Origin of the sequence: Pannonibacter sp., assembly GCF_051860505.1 — a bacterium.
Lineage (GTDB): Bacteria > Pseudomonadota > Alphaproteobacteria > Rhizobiales > Stappiaceae > Pannonibacter.
Genome location: NZ_JBHYDX010000018.1, coordinates 20,317 through 37,271, shown reverse-complemented (window position 1 = coordinate 37,271; position 16,955 = coordinate 20,317). Strand labels below are relative to the sequence as shown.

The 16,955-nt window shown below is 62.6% G+C and carries 18 protein-coding genes; 13 read left to right on the top strand and 5 right to left on the bottom strand.

Annotation, left to right across the window (positions count from 1 at the left end; genetic code table 11):
- The first annotated feature begins 55 nt into the window (after positions 1-55).
- The 7 genes from ACTIFE_RS13720 to ACTIFE_RS13690 all read left to right on the top strand — a co-directional run bounded on the left by ACTIFE_RS13720 (position 56) and on the right by ACTIFE_RS13690 (position 8,495).
- The gene (locus ACTIFE_RS13720) at positions 56-1,060 is read left to right on the top strand and encodes a sugar ABC transporter substrate-binding protein (RefSeq protein WP_439529770.1); all 1,005 of its coding nucleotides are present in this window, start codon (positions 56-58) and stop codon (positions 1,058-1,060) included.
- Between the two features lie 71 nt (positions 1,061-1,131).
- Positions 1,132-2,205, top strand: a complete 1,074-nt coding sequence (locus ACTIFE_RS13715) for an ABC transporter permease (protein WP_439529722.1) — start codon at positions 1,132-1,134, stop codon at positions 2,203-2,205.
- On the top strand, positions 2,202-2,996 hold the full coding sequence (locus tag ACTIFE_RS13710) for an ATP-binding cassette domain-containing protein (RefSeq protein ID WP_439529721.1): 795 nt from the start codon (positions 2,202-2,204) through the stop codon (positions 2,994-2,996). Before ACTIFE_RS13715 ends, ACTIFE_RS13710 begins: the two co-directional genes overlap by 4 nt.
- Before the next feature lie 154 nt (positions 2,997-3,150).
- Complete coding sequence (zwf, locus tag ACTIFE_RS13705; RefSeq protein WP_439529720.1) at positions 3,151-4,623, top strand: glucose-6-phosphate dehydrogenase; 1,473 nt, start codon at positions 3,151-3,153, stop codon at positions 4,621-4,623.
- Between the two features lie 177 nt (positions 4,624-4,800).
- Entirely contained in the window at positions 4,801-6,621 is a 1,821-nt protein-coding gene (gene edd / locus ACTIFE_RS13700; protein WP_439529719.1) for a phosphogluconate dehydratase, read from the top strand.
- 42 nt (positions 6,622-6,663) lie between these two features.
- Positions 6,664-7,302, top strand: coding sequence for a 2-dehydro-3-deoxy-phosphogluconate aldolase (locus tag ACTIFE_RS13695; RefSeq protein WP_439529718.1), 639 nt, complete (start codon positions 6,664-6,666; stop codon positions 7,300-7,302).
- Between the two features lie 257 nt (positions 7,303-7,559).
- Positions 7,560-8,495: a calcium/sodium antiporter gene (locus ACTIFE_RS13690; protein ID WP_439529717.1), complete on the top strand. Its 936-nt coding sequence runs from the start codon at positions 7,560-7,562 to the stop codon at positions 8,493-8,495.
- A 21-nt stretch (positions 8,496-8,516) separates the two neighbouring features.
- Here the strand turns inward: ACTIFE_RS13690 and ACTIFE_RS13685 are convergent, their stop codons facing one another.
- Positions 8,517-8,915, bottom strand: a complete 399-nt coding sequence (locus ACTIFE_RS13685) for a rhodanese-like domain-containing protein (RefSeq protein WP_439529716.1) — start codon at positions 8,913-8,915, stop codon at positions 8,517-8,519.
- 235 nt (positions 8,916-9,150) lie between these two features.
- Between ACTIFE_RS13685 and ACTIFE_RS13680 the strand changes: the two genes are divergently transcribed.
- From ACTIFE_RS13680 to ACTIFE_RS13665, 4 genes are all read left to right on the top strand, one after another.
- Complete coding sequence (locus tag ACTIFE_RS13680) at positions 9,151-9,750, top strand: PhnA domain-containing protein (RefSeq protein ID WP_439529715.1); 600 nt, start codon at positions 9,151-9,153, stop codon at positions 9,748-9,750.
- Between the two features lie 123 nt (positions 9,751-9,873).
- On the top strand, positions 9,874-11,499 hold the full coding sequence (gene pgi, locus ACTIFE_RS13675; protein ID WP_439529714.1) for a glucose-6-phosphate isomerase: 1,626 nt from the start codon (positions 9,874-9,876) through the stop codon (positions 11,497-11,499).
- Positions 11,500-11,676: 177 nt separating this feature from the next.
- Positions 11,677-11,946, top strand: a complete 270-nt coding sequence (locus tag ACTIFE_RS13670) for a glycine zipper domain-containing protein (protein WP_439529713.1) — start codon at positions 11,677-11,679, stop codon at positions 11,944-11,946.
- A 90-nt stretch (positions 11,947-12,036) separates the two neighbouring features.
- Positions 12,037-12,318 carry a bacteriocin gene (locus tag ACTIFE_RS13665; RefSeq protein ID WP_439529712.1) on the top strand — a complete coding sequence of 94 codons (282 nt, stop codon included), beginning with the start codon at positions 12,037-12,039 and terminating at the stop codon, positions 12,316-12,318.
- Between the two features lie 96 nt (positions 12,319-12,414).
- Here ACTIFE_RS13665 and ald read toward each other — a convergent pair whose 3' ends face one another.
- Entirely contained in the window at positions 12,415-13,533 is a 1,119-nt protein-coding gene (gene ald, locus ACTIFE_RS13660) for an alanine dehydrogenase (RefSeq protein ID WP_439529711.1), read from the bottom strand.
- A gap of 148 nt (positions 13,534-13,681) precedes the next feature.
- Here ald and ACTIFE_RS13655 point away from each other — a divergent pair, with 148 nt between their 5' ends.
- Both ACTIFE_RS13655 and ACTIFE_RS13650 read left to right on the top strand, forming a co-directional pair.
- Positions 13,682-14,185: an Lrp/AsnC family transcriptional regulator gene (locus tag ACTIFE_RS13655; RefSeq protein WP_439529710.1), complete on the top strand. Its 504-nt coding sequence runs from the start codon at positions 13,682-13,684 to the stop codon at positions 14,183-14,185.
- A gap of 54 nt (positions 14,186-14,239) precedes the next feature.
- Complete coding sequence (locus ACTIFE_RS13650; RefSeq protein WP_439529709.1) at positions 14,240-15,124, top strand: SMP-30/gluconolactonase/LRE family protein; 885 nt, start codon at positions 14,240-14,242, stop codon at positions 15,122-15,124.
- A gap of 15 nt (positions 15,125-15,139) precedes the next feature.
- On the opposite strand, the gene trhO is transcribed toward ACTIFE_RS13650, so the two are convergent.
- The 3 genes from trhO to ACTIFE_RS13635 all read right to left on the bottom strand — a co-directional run bounded on the left by trhO (position 15,140) and on the right by ACTIFE_RS13635 (position 16,887).
- Positions 15,140-15,931, bottom strand: coding sequence for an oxygen-dependent tRNA uridine(34) hydroxylase TrhO (gene trhO, locus ACTIFE_RS13645; RefSeq protein WP_439529708.1), 792 nt, complete (start codon positions 15,929-15,931; stop codon positions 15,140-15,142).
- A 135-nt stretch (positions 15,932-16,066) separates the two neighbouring features.
- Positions 16,067-16,396: a RebB family R body protein gene (locus ACTIFE_RS13640; protein ID WP_106753023.1), complete on the bottom strand. Its 330-nt coding sequence runs from the start codon at positions 16,394-16,396 to the stop codon at positions 16,067-16,069.
- Positions 16,397-16,566: 170 nt separating this feature from the next.
- Positions 16,567-16,887, bottom strand: coding sequence for a RebB family R body protein (locus ACTIFE_RS13635; protein ID WP_439529707.1), 321 nt, complete (start codon positions 16,885-16,887; stop codon positions 16,567-16,569).
- Positions 16,888-16,955 lie beyond the last annotated feature (68 nt).

The following is a 16,955-nucleotide window of genomic DNA, read 5'->3' as shown; positions in this document are numbered from 1 at the left end:
TGCGGACGGGAGGACTATTGCCAACGGCCAGGGAGGAAAACCAATGATCCGCAAGATGCTTCTCGCCGGTTCCATTCTCGCCGCCATGGGGGCGCTGCCCGTCCAGGCGGCAGGCACAGGAGCCTGCCTGATCACCAAGACCGACACAAATCCGTTCTTCGTCAAGATGAAGGAAGGCGCGACCGCCAAGGCTGCCGAACTCGGCCTGACATTGAAGACCTATGCCGGCAAGGTCGACGGCGACCACGAAAGCCAGGTCGCGGCCATCGAGACCTGCATCGCCGACGGCGCCAAGGGCATCCTGATCACCGCGTCGGACACCAAGGCCATCGTCGACAGTGTCAAGCAGGCCCGCGATGCCGGCATTCTGGTCATCGCACTCGACACCCCGCTGGAACCGATCGACTCGGCCGACATGACCTTTGCCACTGACAACTTCAAGGCTGGCGAGTTGATCGGATCCTGGGCCAAGGCAACCCTTGGCGACAAAACCAAGGACGCCAAGATCGCCATGCTGGATCTGGCGATCAGCCAGCCCTCGGTCGACGTTCTGCGCGACCAGGGCTTCCTCACCGGCTTCGGCATCGATGTTGTCGATCCGAACAAGTGGGGTGACGAAACAGACCCGCGCATCGTCGGCAACGAAGTCACCTCGGGCAACGAGGAAGGCGGCCGCAAGGCGATGGAAAACCTTCTCACCAAGGATCCGATGATCAACGTCGTTTACACCATCAACGAGCCCTCGGCCGCAGGCGCCTATGAAGCTCTCAAGGCTGTTGGACGCGAGAAGGACGTGCTGATCGTGTCCGTCGATGGCGGTTGCCCCGGCGTGAAAAATGTTGCCGAAGGCGTCATCGGTGCCACCTCGCAGCAGTATCCGCTGCTGATGGCCGCCCTTGGGATCGAAGCGATCAAGACCTTTGCCGACACCGGCGCCAAGCCGAAGCCGACCGACGGCAAGGCCTTCTTCGACACCGGCGTTGCGCTCGTCACCGACAAGCCAGCCGCCGGGGTCCAGTCGATCGACACGAAGGAAGGCCTCGACAAGTGCTGGGGCTGAGCCTGGACTGACCCACACGCAAAGCCCCGGTGCCTCAAGCACCGGGGCGTATCACAACAGGGGGGAGACGAATGAGCGATAAAGGTCAAGCAGGGCAGGAATTCGAAAAGGGGCTTGAAGGCAGCGCCACCCGCGTCGCCAGTTTCGACACCCATGACCGGTCCCCCCTCGCCCGGTTTCAGCATGCGCTGCATGCAAACCCGGCAGGCGTGCCACTGATCGTCCTGTCGGCATCCCTATTTATTTTCGGGCTGATCCTCGGGGAGAAATTCTTCACCCCGTTCTCCCTCACCCTGATCCTGCAACAAGTCGCCGTCGTGGGCATCGTCGGCGTCGCCCAGTCGCTGGTCGTGCTGACCGCCGGGATCGACCTTTCGGTCGGCGCCATCATGGTGCTGTCGTCCGTGGTGATGGGGCAATTCACCTTCCGCTATGGCCTGCCAGCGGAAATTGCCGTCCTGTGCGGTCTGGCGGTTGGCGCGTTCTGCGGCTTCGTCAATGGCGTCCTGGTTGCCGTGATGCGTTTGCCGCCCTTCATCGTCACGCTCGGCATGTGGCAGATCGTGCTGGCGTCGAACTTCCTCTATTCGGCCAATGAAACGATCCGCAGTCAGGACATCTCCGCTCAGGCGCCGATCCTCCAGTTCTTCGGCGAGAAGATCAACATTGGCGGCGCGGTGTTCACCTATGGCGTCATCCTGATGATCGGGCTGGTGCTCCTGTTCAACTACATCCTCAACCACACGGCTTGGGGCCGCCATGTCTATGCCATTGGCGATGACCCAGATGCCGCGGAACTTGCCGGCGTCCGGGTCTCCCGGGTGCGGATCTCGGTCTACACGCTGGCCGGCCTGATCTGCGCTTTCGCTGGCTGGACGCTGATCGGCCGCATTGGATCTGTCTCCCCGACGGCAGGCCAGTTCGCCAATATCGAATCCATCACAGCGGTGGTGATCGGCGGCATCTCTCTGTTCGGCGGGCGCGGCTCGATCCTCGGCATGATCTTCGGTGCGCTCATTGTCGGCGTGTTCTCGCTGGGGCTACGCCTCATCGGCACCGACCCGCAGTGGACCTATCTCCTCATCGGCGCGCTGATCATTGCCGCCGTCGCCATCGACCAGTGGATCAGAAAGGTTGCCGCATGACCCAGTCCACCTTTCATTCAGTGCCAATTCTGACCGCCCGCAACCTCGTCAAGCGCTATGGCCGTGTGGTGGCCCTCGACCACGCCGACTTTGATCTTTACCCCGGCGAGATCCTGGCCGTGATCGGGGACAACGGCGCCGGCAAGTCGACCCTGATCAAGGCCATTTCCGGGGCTGTCACGCCGGACGAAGGAGAGATCCGGCTCGAAGGCCAGGTGATCAACTTCACGTCTCCGATGCAGGCCCGCGAAGCCGGAATCGAGACGGTGTACCAGAACCTCGCCCTCTCCCCTGCCCTGTCGATCGCCGACAACCTGTTCATGGGCCGGGAAATCCGCAAACCCGGCTTCATGGGCAAATACCTGCGCACCCTCGACCGCAAGGCGATGGAACGCATCGCCCGCGAGAAGCTGAGCGAACTGGGTCTTCTGACGATCCAGAACATCAATCAGGCAGTGGAAACTCTCTCCGGCGGCCAGCGCCAGGGCATTGCGGTGGCCCGTGCCGCGGCTTTCGGTTCCAAGGTCGTGATCATGGACGAACCGACTGCGGCCCTTGGCGTGAAGGAAAGCCGGCGCGTGCTCGACCTGATCAAGGACGTGAAGGCCCGCGGCCTGCCCATTGTCCTGATCAGCCACAACATGCCGCATGTGTTTGAAGTGGCTGACCGAATCCACATTCACCGCCTCGGCCGGCGCGCCTGTGTCATCCGCCCGCAGGACTTCAGCATGTCCGATGCGGTTGCCATCATGACCGGCGCCAAGGAACCGCCACAAGGTCTGGCAGCCTGAAACAGCCCAAGGCCCGGCGGACACACCGGCGGGCTTTCGCCGTAAGGGAAGCCTTGCGGCCTTCGGCATTGCACAAGAGAACCGCTTCCCTTATTAAAACGATTGAAAATTTCCGGTGGCCCTGATTTGCCGCCTGTCTCGGGAGATCTGGCTGATGGCCGTACGCGTGATCGAGGTGGATGATTTCGACCTGGTGGTCTTTGGAGGCACAGGTGACCTGGCGCATCGCAAACTGCTCCCCGCCCTCTATCACCGCGATCTCGATGGCCAGTTGCCTGCCGGCGCGCGCATTGTTGTCACCTCCCGCCGCGAGTTCACGACCGAGGAATACCGGGCCTGGGCGGAAGGGGCCCTTGGCGAGCACGTGAAGGACCTCGAGCCCGGCGCAATGAAGCGCTTTCTCGACCGCCTGACCTATTTGGCCATCGATGTTGCAGCCGAAGCAGGCTGGGCAGATCTGGGCAAGATCCTCGACCAGCGCCCCGACGTGATCCGCGCCTTTTATCTGGCCGTCGCACCCGACTTTTTCGGCACCATCTGCGACGGCATCGGCCGCAACGGGCTGGTGACAGCCAACACCCGCGTCGTCATCGAGAAGCCGATTGGCAAGGATGGGACATCAGCCCACGCGCTCAACGAGACCATCGGCAAGGTGTTCAAGGAACACCAGATCTTCCGTATCGACCACTATCTCGGCAAGGAGACGGTGCAGAACCTGATGGCGCTGCGCTTTGCCAACGCCCTGTTCGAGCCGCTGTGGAATGCCGCCCACATCGACCATGTCCAGATCACGGTCGCCGAATCGCTCGGCGTCGGTGGTCGCGCCGGCTACTACGACACCGCCGGCGCGCTGCGTGACATGGTGCAGAACCACATCCTGCAGCTGCTCTGCCTCGTTGCCATGGAGCCGCCGGAGTCCATGAACGCCGACAGCGTGCGTGATGAAAAGCTGAAGGTGCTGAAAGCCCTGGCTCCGATCTCGCCGGAACTGGCCGAAAAGCACATTGTGCGCGGCCAGTACAAGGCCGGTGCTTCTGCCGGTGGGGCCGTTCCGGGTTATCTTGACGAACTCGGCCGCGATGACAGCCTGACCGAGACCTTTGTCGCCATCAAGGCGCAGATCGCCAACTGGCGGTGGGCGGGCGTGCCGTTCTACCTGCGCACCGGCAAGCGTCTGGCAACGCGCGTGTCGGAAATCGTGGTGCAGTTCCGCCCGATCCCGCATTCGATCTTCGGACCGGAAGCCGGTGTCATCTCGGACAATTGCCTGATCATCCGTCTGCAGCCGGACGAAGGCGTCAAGATGCAGGTCATGATCAAGGATCCGGGTCCCGGCGGCATGCGCCTGCGCCAGGTTCCACTCGACATGAGCTTTGCCGATGCCTTCAAGGTCCGCAACCCGGATGCCTATGAACGCCTGATCATGGACGTGATCCGTGGCAACCAGACGCTGTTCATGCGCCGCGACGAAGTGGATGCGGCCTGGGCCTGGGTCGATCCGATCCTGGAAGCCTGGGCAGCGGCCAAGGACCAGCCAAAAGCCTACACCGCCGGCACCTGGGGACCATCCGCGTCCATCGCCCTGATCGAGCGCGATGGTCGCACCTGGGCCGAGGACGGCAACTGAACCAGCGCCAGGAGGTCGCAGCCGTATAGGTGTGACCTTCTGCTCCGCCTGAAAGGCCCTGCGAAGCCTTTTGCCAGGCTGAAATTTAAATCGATTGAATTCAAGCGCTTGCGCCGCGCCACTGACGCAGCATGACCGAGACTGTTCTAAGCGTCTGCAAGCCTGAGGGAGAGATCCATGACTGTTCACGCTCGCATCGGTGAAGTCACCGAACGCATAGCCCGCCGCAGCCGCGACAGCCGTGCCGTCTATCTGGAGCGCATCCGGTCGGCCGCGGAAAAGGGCCCCCAGCGTTCACGCCTCTCCTGTGGCAACCTGGCCCATGGTTTTGCCGCCTGCGGCCCGTCTGACAAGGCAGCCCTTGCCGGCGACGTGCTGCCAAACCTTGGGATCATCACCGCCTACAACGACATGCTGTCGGCGCATCAGCCTTATGAGACCTATCCAGACCTCATCCGGCAGGCTGCGCGCGAAGCTGGCGCCGTGGCGCAGGTGGCTGGGGCCGTACCCGCCATGTGCGACGGTGTCACCCAGGGCCAGGACGGGATGGAACTGTCGCTGTTCTCCCGCGATGTCATCGCCATGAGTGCTGCCATCGGCCTGTCGCACCAGATGTTCGACGCCGCAGTGTTTCTTGGCATCTGCGACAAGATCGTGCCCGGCCTCCTGATCGGCGCCCTGTCCTTCGGCCATCTGCCCGCCGTGTTCATTCCCGCTGGCCCGATGACCACCGGCATATCCAACGATGAGAAGGCCAAGGTCCGCCAGCTCTATGCGGAGGGCAAGGTCGGTCGCAAGGAACTGCTGGAATCCGAGAGCAAGTCCTACCATGGCCCAGGCACCTGTACGTTCTACGGCACGGCCAACTCCAACCAGATGCTGATGGAAATCATGGGCCTGCACCTGCCAGGGGCGTCCTTCGTCAACCCGAATACGCCCCTGCGCGACGCACTGACCCGTGAAGCCGTCAAGCGCGCACTCGCCATCACCGCTGCCGGCAATGAGTACACCCCGGTCGGCGAGGTGATCGATGAACGCGCGGTCGTCAACGGCGTGGTCGGCCTGCATGCCACCGGTGGATCGACCAACCACACCATGCATCTTGTCGCCATGGCCAATGCCGCCGGCATCAAGCTGACCTGGGATGATATTTCGGACCTGTCCGATGCCGTTCCCCTGCTCGCCCGCGTCTATCCGAATGGCAAGGCCGATGTGAACCATTTCCAGGCTGCTGGCGGGATGGGCTTCCTGATCCGCGAACTTCTGTCGGAGGGCTACCTCCACAAGGACGTGCGCACAGTGAACGGCACTGGCCTCGACGGCTACACGGTCGAAGCCAAGCTGAACGACGATGGCAGCCTGCGCAAGGATGCAGCGCCCGCCATCTCCGGCGACGAAAAGGTTCTCGCCCCGATCAGCAATGCCTTCCAGTCCAACGGCGGCCTGAAGATGTTGACCGGAAATCTCGGCCGTGCCGTGATCAAGATTTCCGCCGTCCCGGCAGAGCGTTATGTTATCGAAGCCCCTGCCCGTGTGTTCCATTCGCAAGATGCCATGCAGGCAGCCTTCAAGGCTGGCGAACTGACCTCGGATGTCGTGGCCGTCGTCCGCTTCCAGGGTCCGAAAGCCTGCGGCATGCCGGAACTGCACAAGCTGACGCCGGCACTCGGCATCCTGCAGGATCGCGGTCACAAGGTGGCGCTTGTCACGGACGGCCGCATGTCAGGTGCATCTGGCAAGGTTCCAGCCGCAATCCACGTGACACCCGAGGCTTGCGCGGGAGGTGCCATTGCCCGCATCCAGGATGGCGACGTCATCCGGGTTGACGCGGTGACCGGAACCCTGGAAGTGCTGGTGGATGAGGCGACGTTCAACGCCCGGCCGCTGGCGACCCAGGATTTGTCCGCCAATCAGTTCGGCGTCGGCCGCGACCTGTTCGCCGGCTTCCGTGCGCTGGTCGGTACGGCAGACGAAGGCGCGCATGTTTTCGGTGCCTGATCGATCACGTCTCCAGACAGTCGCAGCATAAGGAAATCAGGAATGTCCCAGGACACCGCCCGTATCGAAGCCGTGATGCGCGCTGCGCCCGTCATCCCGGTGCTCATCGTAGAAGATCCGAAGACCGCCGTGCCGATGGCCGAGGCGCTGGTGCGTGGTGGCTTGCCGGCCATCGAGATCACATTGCGCACCCCGCGCGCCCTTGAAGCGATCAAGGCCGTGGCCGATCACGTCGAAGGTGCTATCCCGGGTGCAGGCACCGTGCTGGATGCAGGTCAGTACGAGGCCTCGGTCAAGGCCGGGGCGAAATTCATCGTTTCGCCCGGCGCAACGCCGAAGCTGCTCGATGCAGCAGCCAATTTCGACATTCCGCTGCTGCCGGGCGCGGCCACGGCCTCCGAAGTCATGGCCCTGATCGAACGCGGCTACCTGCGGCTGAAGTTCTTCCCGGCCGAGCAGGCTGGTGGCGCAGCCTATCTCAAGTCACTGTCCTCGCCGCTTGCACAGGTGAAGTTCTGCCCGACTGGCGGTATCAGCCTCGACAAGGCACCGACCTACCTTGCCCTGCCGAATGTCCTGTGTGTCGGAGGCTCCTGGATCGCCGATGCGGCCTCGATTGCTGCCGGAGATTGGGCCGGGATCGAAGCGCGCGCCCGCGAGGCGGCGGCACTGCCGCGATAAAACACGGTTATCTTGCCGAAAAATCGACACAATCTCATCGGGCGACCTTGAATTGGTCGCCCGACTTCATTACTTGCCGCCGGCGACAGACGGTCAAGTTTTAAGGGGAACCACGTGGCTTCTAGCTGAATGTGGAGCCCCCTTGTTCCTTCCCTGCTCGATTTTCCCTGGATGTGGCGGTTTCACTGACCCTGTGTCAGCGCCCCGCATCCCTTCAGCCGGCCGATCCGGCACCCGCAGAACAAGGAATGCCCTCAATGGCACTCGACATCGCATTTCTCGCCATCGGTTTGGTCCTGCTTTTCGTCGGAGGCGAAGGCCTCGTACGCGGCGCTGTCTCCCTGGCCGCCCGCCTGGGCATGTCGCCGCTGCTGATCGGCCTCACGGTTGTCGGTTTCGGGACGTCCATGCCGGAACTAGTCGTGTCCCTGAAAGCGGCCTTCTACGGTTCGCCGGACATTGCCGTCGGCAATGTGGTGGGATCAAACACCGCCAACATCCTGCTGATCCTCGGTGCTGCTGCGGTGATCTATCCGATACCGACCCGCATCCCGGGCATTCGCCGCGACCTGTTTGTCATGCTGGGCGTGGCGTTCTTTACCCTGGGCCTGGGGTATATGGGAGCCGTCGATCGCCTGACGGGTTCGGCCATGTTCATCGCGCTCATCGGCTACCTCACCTACGCTGCGATGTCCGGAAAGTCCGACGATGACGAGGAGAAGCCCGCAACTCTGCCGCTTTGGCAGCAGTTGGGCTTCATTTTCGCAGGGCTTGCGGCGCTGGTTTACGGCGCTGACCTTCTCGTCACGGGCGCAACTTCGATTGCCCGCAGCTTCGGGATTTCCGAAGCTGTCATCGGCCTGACGATCGTCGCCGTCGGCACCAGCCTGCCGGAACTTGCGACGTCTGTTGTCGCGGCGCTCCGAAAGCACTCGGAAATCGCCATCGGCAATGTGATCGGTTCGAACATCTTCAACATCTTCGGCATCCTGTCGCTGACCGCGATCATCCATCCGATCTCGATCAACCCGACCATTGCCGGCTTTGACATCCCGCTGATGCTGGCCGCTTCCGTGCTGCTGGTGATCTTGCTCCTGGGCAGTAAGCACCTGTCCCGCTTGATCGGCGGCGGCTTCCTCGCGCTCTACGCGGGCTACTGCGCCTGGCTGTTCACCCAGACGCCGGGCGTTTGATCGATACGGGACTGGCGCGCCTCAGGCGCGCCGCTCCACCGCACCGCCGGCCTTGACCCAGGCGGAAAAGCCGCCTTCAAGGTGAACCACCGGGGTCAGCCCCATATCGAGGGCCGTCGCCCCGGCAAGCGCCGAACGCCAGCCCCCGGCGCAGAAAAAGACAAAGGTGGCATCGCGGGCAAAAACGTCCTTGTGATAGGGACTGGCAGGATCGATCCAGAACTCCAGCATCCCGCGCGGGCAATGGAATGCGCCAGGCAACACGCCCTCCCGCTCCAGTTCCCGTGGATCGCGCAAGTCGATGAAAACGTGATCCTCACGGCCCAGCAAACTCTTCGCCTCCTCGGGCGACACTGCCCTGACCTGCGCGTTGGCCGCATCGAGCAGGGTCTGATATCCGGTCGTGATCATCTGCGGCATCGTGCCTGTCTCCCGTTGCAACGGCCAGAAGCCGGTCCTCTATAGGCCAAAGCCCCGTCAGCGCGCATCTTAGGCCCCTGTGCCGGGTTCGACGCAAGTGTGTTCTCCGGTGAGACAAATGCCTGCTGCCGCCACAATGCACAGGCTCGGATCTCCTCTATGCAGACCTACGGTCTATCCCTTGAACGCCAAATGGCGTAAGGGACGCGCAATTGTTCAGGATCCGGAGTTGCAGATGCCCCTTTCCGCCGCCGAGCGCGACCTTCTCATCACGCGGGCCGGAGGCTGCTGCGAATTGTGCGGCGCAACGACCGAACTCGCAGCTCATGCAGTATCGCCGCGCCCCGGTGACAGCGCCGAGGAAACCATCCTGACCTGCCGCACGTGCCGCGACGCCTTGACGGACAGCAGTGTGCCGGACCATCGCTGGCGTTGCCTGACTGAAAGCGCCTGGAGCCAGGTACCGACGGTCCAGGTCATTGCCTGGCGACTTCTGGAGGGTCTGTCCGAAGAAGACTGGGCACGGGACCTGCTCGACCAGCTCTATCTCGACGAGGAAACACTCGCCTGGGTCCACGCCAAGCCTGAAGCAGAGGCGAACAGCGACAGCGAGACCGCCACCGGGCACAAGGACACATTCGGCGCGCCCCTCAATGTCGGCGACACCGTGACCCTGATCAAGGATCTCAAGGTCAAGGGCGCCAATTTCACCGCCAAGCGCGGCACCGCTGTCCGCAACATCTCGCTGGTCATCGACAATCCGGAGCAGATCGAAGGTCGGGTCAACGACCAGCGGATCGTCATCCTCACCGAATTCGTCAAGAAGACGACCTGAGCCACACAGGCGCTACCGGACTTCACCAAGCTTTTCCGCCTGCCCATCTGACCTTGTCTGTGCTATCCCAAAGCCGGACCGTCGATCCGGCGGCGATTGATTTAAATCGATTTAGGAGCCTGCATGTTTACCGCTGACCACTGGCAGTCGCTTGCATCCCACGCCGAAGCCCTGAAAGGCACCAGCCTGCGCCAGCTCTTCGCCGCCAATCCGAACCGCTTTACAGAACTGAGCCGGTCCGATGCGGATCTCCTGATCGACTTCTCCAAGTCCCGCCTCACGCCTGAACTTCTTGCCCTCCTGTGCCGCTTCGCCCGCGAAGCCGGCGTCGAGGCTCGCCGCGATGCCATGTTCGCCGGCGAGCGAATCAATTCGACGGAACAGCGCGCCGTCCTGCACACTGCCCTGCGCAACCTGTCCGACAAGCCGGTCATCATCGACGGCGAGGATGTGATGCCGGACGTGCGCGAAGTGCTCGCCGCACTTGGCGACTTCGCCGAAGGCCTGCGCGCCGGCGAAATTACCGGCGCGACCGACAAACCTTTTACGGATGTGGTCAATATCGGCATCGGCGGCTCGGATCTCGGCCCGGTCATGACCACCTTGGCCATGGCGCCCTATCACGACGGGCCGCGCCTGCATTACGTCTCCAATGTGGACGGCGCGCACCTGGCCGATACCGTGAAGCATCTCGATCCTGAGACGACGCTGTTCATCGTCGCGTCGAAGACCTTCACCACGATCGAGACCATGACCAACGCCCGATCGGCCCGCCTCTGGGTGGCCAATGCCTTGGGTGAGCGGGCAGTAGGCGCCCATTTTGCTGCCGTCTCCACCGCTATCGACAAAGTCGCCGCCTTTGGCATCGAACCCTCGCGCGTGTTCGGGTTCTGGGACTGGGTTGGTGGCCGCTATTCCGTCTGGTCGGCCATCGGCCTGCCGCTGATGATCGCCATCGGTCCGGACGCCTTTGCCGAGTTCCTGGAGGGTGCCCATGCCATGGACCTGCATTTCCAGGCCGCGCCGGTGGAAGACAACCTGCCGATCCTGATGGGACTGGTCGGCGTGTGGAACCGTAACGCGCTCGGCTATGCCGCCCGCGCCGTGCTGCCCTATGACCAGCGCCTGTCACGCCTGCCCGCCTATCTGCAGCAGCTCGACATGGAATCAAATGGCAAGAGCGTGACGCTCGACGGCTCCCCCGTCAGCGTCGAAACCGGTCCGCTCGTCTGGGGAGAGCCCGGTACCAACGGCCAGCACGCGTTCTACCAGCTGCTGCACCAGGGCACGACCGTGATCCCCTGCGAGTTCATCGTCGCAGCGCAGGGGCATGAGTCCGACCTTGCCCATCACCACGAAATGCTTGTGGCCAACTGCCTCGCCCAGTCGGAAGCCCTGATGATTGGGCGCACGGAGGCTGAAGCCCGCGCGCAGCTCACAGCCGCAGGCCTGTCGCCGGAAGAGATCGATCACCTGGCTCCGCATAAGGTGTTCCCGGGCGACCGCCCGTCGATCACCATCGTCCACGACCAGTTGACCCCCTATGCGCTCGGCCGTCTGATCGCTCTCTATGAACACCGGGTGTTCGTCGAAGGCGTGATCTGGGGCATCAATTCGTTTGACCAGTGGGGTGTCGAGCTGGGTAAGGAACTCGCCACTGCCCTGCTGCCAATGGTGAAGGGCGAAGCGGATGCATCCGGAAAAGACAGCTCAACCCGCGGGCTTCTCGCGGCCCTGCGTCAGGGCTGAGGTCCTACGGGATTGACAGCACGCCATTGCTTTGTCCGGTATATGGAACGAGATCAGCCTCTTGTGTGTTGGACAAGTGATTTAGATCACCGCATTCTCGCCAAGTTGGCCTATTATTGTTCAGGGCAATGGCAGCGGGATGCGTTTGCCCCGTATGCAGGTTTTGGGAGACCCATGATGAAGAAGTTTTTAGTCCTTGCTGTGGCTGGCCTCGCCCTGGCCGCGTGCCAGTCCGACAGCCAGCGTGACCGTGCGCTGGTCGGCGGTGGCCTGGGTGCAGCAACCGGCGCAGTCATTGGCGCAGCAGCAACCGGCGACGTCGGTGGCGCAGTCGTCGGCGGTGTGATCGGTGCAGCTGGCGGTGCGATCGTCGGTTCGGCAACGACCCCGAAGAACTGCGTTGCCTACGACCGCTACGGCCGCCCGTATCGCGTCGTCTGCCCGTAAGCTGCACACCTGCTAGGTCCCGCGCCGGTAACGGCTTCTACCCGTCCGGGCGGGACATAGCATGAGGTCCAGCGCTTAAAGGGCTGCGCAATGACAAGACGCTTTGCCATCAGCGCCTGTGTTCTGATTTTGTCGGCAAGCCTTTGTGCCTGCTCCAGCACCAGCCAGCGAGACCGGATTCTGGTCGGCGGTGGCCTCGGCGCTGCGACAGGGGCAGCGATTGGCGTAGCTGCCGGTTCTACGGCTGGCGCAGCGCTGGCAGGGGCTGCCATTGGCGCTGTCGGCGGCGGACTGATCGGTGCGGCAACCGCGCCGCGTGAGTGCATCGCCCGCGATGCCAACCGGAACCCCTACAAGGTCCCCTGCCCCTGATCGGAGACATCTGATCAAAAAGTTGTCACCCAACAAAATGCCCCGGGCCAGTCACCCGGGGCTTTGCTGTTTTCAGGCACCAACGCGATCAGGCAATCAGGCGTTCAGGGCCGCGTCCGGCGCGACATAATCGTAGCCGAGAGCATCCGCCACGGCCTGACAGGTCACCTTGCCCTTGTAGACATTGAGGCCCGGCAGGAAGTTCGGGTTGGCCAGCAGCGCCTTCTTTGCGCCGAGGTCAGCCAGCGCCAGCGTGTAGGGCAGCGTGACGTTGTTGAGCGCGAAAGTCGAAGTGCGCGGCACGGCGCCCGGCATGTTGGCAACGCAGTAATGCACGACGCCATCGACAACATAGGTCGGTTCGGCGTGGGTCGTGGCACGCGCCGTCTCGAAACAGCCGCCCTGGTCAATGGCAACGTCGACGATAACCGAGCCGTTCTTCATCCGCTTGATCATGTCTGCGGTGACAAGTTTCGGCGCCGCTGCACCGGCAACCAGAACAGCACCGATGACGACATCCGCATCGAGCACATATTGCTCCAGCGCAGCCTTGGTCGAGTAAACGGTGCGCAGGCCGGAACCAAACGTCCGCGACAGGCCAGCAAGAACATCGACGTTCCGGTCCAGAACGGTGACGTCGGCGCCAAGGCCGAGCGCCATGGTGATCGCATGCGCACCGACGACACCGCCGCCAATGACGACGATCTTGGCCGGGGCAACGCCCGGGACGCCACCGACGAGAATGCCGGACCCGCCATTGGCTTTCTGCAGCGCGTTGGCGGCAGCGGTGATCGACAGGCGGCCCGCCACCTGCGACATCGGCGCCAGCAGCGGCAGGCCGCCACGACCGTCGGTTACGGTTTCATAGGCAATGCAGGTCGCGCCCGACTTGACGAGGTCAGCGGTCTGCTCTGCATCCGGAGCGAGATGGAGATAGGTAAAGAGCGTGTGGTCCGGGCGCAGCATGGCGCGCTCGACGGCCTGCGGCTCCTTCACCTTGACGATCATCTCGGCGCTGTCAAAGACTTCGCGAGCCGTTTTGACAATCTTTGCGCCGGCAGCGACATAGGCTGCATCATCCGCACCGATGCCAGCACCGGCCTGGGCCTCGACAAATACTTCATGTCCATGCGCGACGACTTCCATGACGCTATCAGGCGTCAAGCCGACGCGATATTCATGGTTTTTGATTTCTCTCGGAACACCAATACGCATTGCAGGATCCTCTCTGGATAGGACTTATTCAGTTACAGTATCCGAGCCCGTTTCGAATTGGATTGCGTTTTGCGCGAATGAATACGTAAACTCGCAAGATTCTGCCGCATATGACAGGTTCGACCGCAGATTATTCGAAGGTTCCGCAATGAAGCTTGACCGGCTCGACAAACGCATTCTGACTGTTTTGCAGCAGGATGGGCGCATCCCCAACGCCGATCTCGCCGAAAAAGTCGGCCTGTCGGCCTCTGCCTGCCTGCGACGCGTCCGGGCCCTGGAAGAGACCGGGGTCATCAACGGCTATGTCGCCCTGCTTGACCAGCGCAAGATCGGTCGGCGCATGGATGTCTTCGTCGAGATCTCACTCGTCGGTCAGGCTAATGAAGTGCTCAACGCATTCGAACAAGCCGTCGCACAATATCCCGAAATCATGGAATGCTATCTGATGGCCGGTGATGCCGACTATCTCCTGCGCCTGACGGCTGAAGACCCGAATGACTTCGAACGCATCCACCGCGAAACCCTTGCCCGCCTGCCCGGCGTGTCCCGGATGAAATCCTCCTTCGCCATCCGGCCAATTGTGCGCAAGACCGCCTTTTCCCTCGACACCCAGGTTCGCCCCGCCGACGACAGCAGTCGACGCACACGGTGACCGCCGCTATAGTCCGGCCTGTTTGAATCGATTGAAAACCTGAGGAGTTTCCGCGTGTCTCTCGCCTTCACATGTCTGATCGACGGCCGCTATGCCCTGGGCGAATGCCCGACATGGGACGAAACCACCGGAACCCTCTACTTCGTCGACATCAAGGGCAAGACGATCCATGCATTGGACTGGCGCACCAAAGCAATCCATGCCAGCTGGACATTTGACCGCGAAGTCGGCTCGTTCGGTCTGGCAGCGGACGGGCGCTTCGTCGTGGCCGAATGGGACGAAGTCTATCTTTTCGACCCGGCGACCCGCGCCCGGGAGCATCTGGCCAGCATCGAAGCCGATCTCCCCTTCACCCGGCTGAACGATGGCAAGGTGGGTCCCGATGGCGCCTTCTGGGTTGGCACGATGGACATCCGCACCCCGCGCGAACCTGTTGGCGGCCTCTATCGTGTCGGCCCTGACGGATCCCTGACCCGGATCATCGGCGACTTGCGCGTCTCCAACGGCCTCGCCTGGTCGCCCGATGGCCGCACGATGTATCACGCCGACAGCGGCCCCGGCTGGATTGACACCTGGGACTTCGATCCGGCTACCGGCGAGGCATTCAATCGCCGCCGCTTCGCCCAGCTTGTCACCGAGACCGGTCGCCCGGACGGCGGGACGGTGGATGGCGATGGCAACTACTGGAGTGCCGGCGTGTCGGCGGGGCTTCTCAACTGCTTTGCACCCGATGGCACGCAAATTGGGGCTTATGCCGTGCCGGTTCCGCGCCCGACCATGCCCTGCTTCTGCGGGCCGGACCTGTCTGATCTGGCTCTGACGAGCCTGCGGCCGGACGATGCGGCAGCCCTTGAGGCAGCCCCGCAGTCGGGCAGCCTGTTCCACACCGTCCCGGGCGTGCGCGGCCTTCCCACCTACCGCTTCGGCGCGCGGGCCTGATCCCGCTCCGCGTCCTCAGGCAGCTTCGTCCGAGACGTCCCGGCCGGCGCGGACGAAGCCCTTGGCCGCCTCAGGGATCACCTTGCCCCAGCAGGGCTTCAGGTCGTGGTCGACCGAGACGCGTTCGTCGAAAACGAAACACTCGCCCGACCAGAGGCTCTCGGTCTGCGGCATTTTTTCCAGATAATTGAGGATGCCGCCATCCAGGTGGAACACATTCTCGATGCCCAGATCCATCAGATAGGACGTGGACTTTTCGCAGCGGATGCCGCCGGTGCAGAACATCGCGACCTTCTTGGCCTTGCCGAGATCGCGCTGCTGCTTGAGCCAGTCCGGGAACTGGCGGAACGACCGCGTCTCCGGGTTGACCGCGCCCTTGAACGTCCCGAAAGCATATTCATAGTCATTGCGCGTGTCGATGATCAGCACATCCGGTTCGCTGATCAGGCTGTTCCAGTCCTGCGGCGAGACATAGGTGCCGACGTGCTTGCGCGGATCGACGCTCGGGACACCCAGCGTCACGATCTCCTTTTTCAGTCGCACCTTCATGCGCTTGAAGGGGATGTGCTCGCACCAGCTTTCCTTGTGAACCAGGTCAACCATCCGCTCGTCGGCCCGCAAGTGGTCAAGAACCGCCCGAACTCCGTCCTCCGGACCGGCAATGGTGCCGTTCAGCCCCTCGCGCGCCAGCAGCAGGCTGCCGTAAACCCCATTCGCCGTGCAGACATCAAGCAAGGGCAAACGCAATTCAGCGTAATCTTCAAGTGGAACGAACTTGTACAGGGCAGCAACGAGAAACTGGGTCATGGTCCGGCGTCAGCAATGTCAGGATGACGCCTGTATGCCCCTAAAGCCGCGAAAACGCAAAAAGGAACGCTTTCCCCCGTTCACAAGGGAGGAAAGCGTTCCAGTCGGGTCCCGGGAGGAAACCCGAAGCCGCGGTCAGCGACCGCCGCTGAAGGCGTTGAGAACGGTCAGCAAGCTGGTCAGGTTGTCGGCAACGCCAGTCTGGGCGACCTTCTCCGTCGCACCGGCCGCCGCCGTGGTGTCGAGCGAATAGATCTGCATGATACCCTGGTTGACAGCCGCCTGGGCCAGCGAGGTCTGCTGCTGCTGCGCCTGGACAGCATTCTCGAACAGGATGCCGGTGGAATGCGCCATCGCCTGGTACAGCGTGCTGATGGCAATCGCCGGGGCTTCCCCCACGACCTTGACGTTGGACTGCGTCACCGCATCGGTGACCATCGGATTGACGGTTACTGGATCTGCCATGTGTCTTGCTCCTTAAAGGGAGGCCGCACGTCACTCGGCCTTTGCATCTGATAGGACGCCCCTTTCGGGGTGTTGTGACGGGAAAGCACTGCGTTTCTTTGCTTTTTTCGGTCCGGCACGCTCACCGTCGAAGCACGGCCTGCGCGGCCGGAGGGGCCACGGCGACGGGATCAACTAAAGGAATTGAGGACCGACAGCAGGCTGGTCAGGTTGTCGCTGGTGCCGGTCTGGGCGATCTTCTCGGTCGCACCGGCAGCTGCCGTGGTGTCGAGCGAATAGATCTGCATGATGCCCTGGTTGACGGCGGCCTGGGCCAGCGAGGTCTGCTGCTGCTGCGCCTGCACCGCGTTCTGGAACAGGATGCTGGTTGAATGCGCCATCGCCTGATACAGCGTGCTGATGGCAATCGCCGGGGCTTCGCCCACGACCTTGAGGTTGGACTGGGTCACGGCGTCGGTGACCATCGGATTCACGGTGACAGGTACAGCCATCTGTTTGCTCCTGATTGCGGGGAGAAGGATCGTCCCCGTTGCCCTCATATCGACGCTGAAAATCCGGT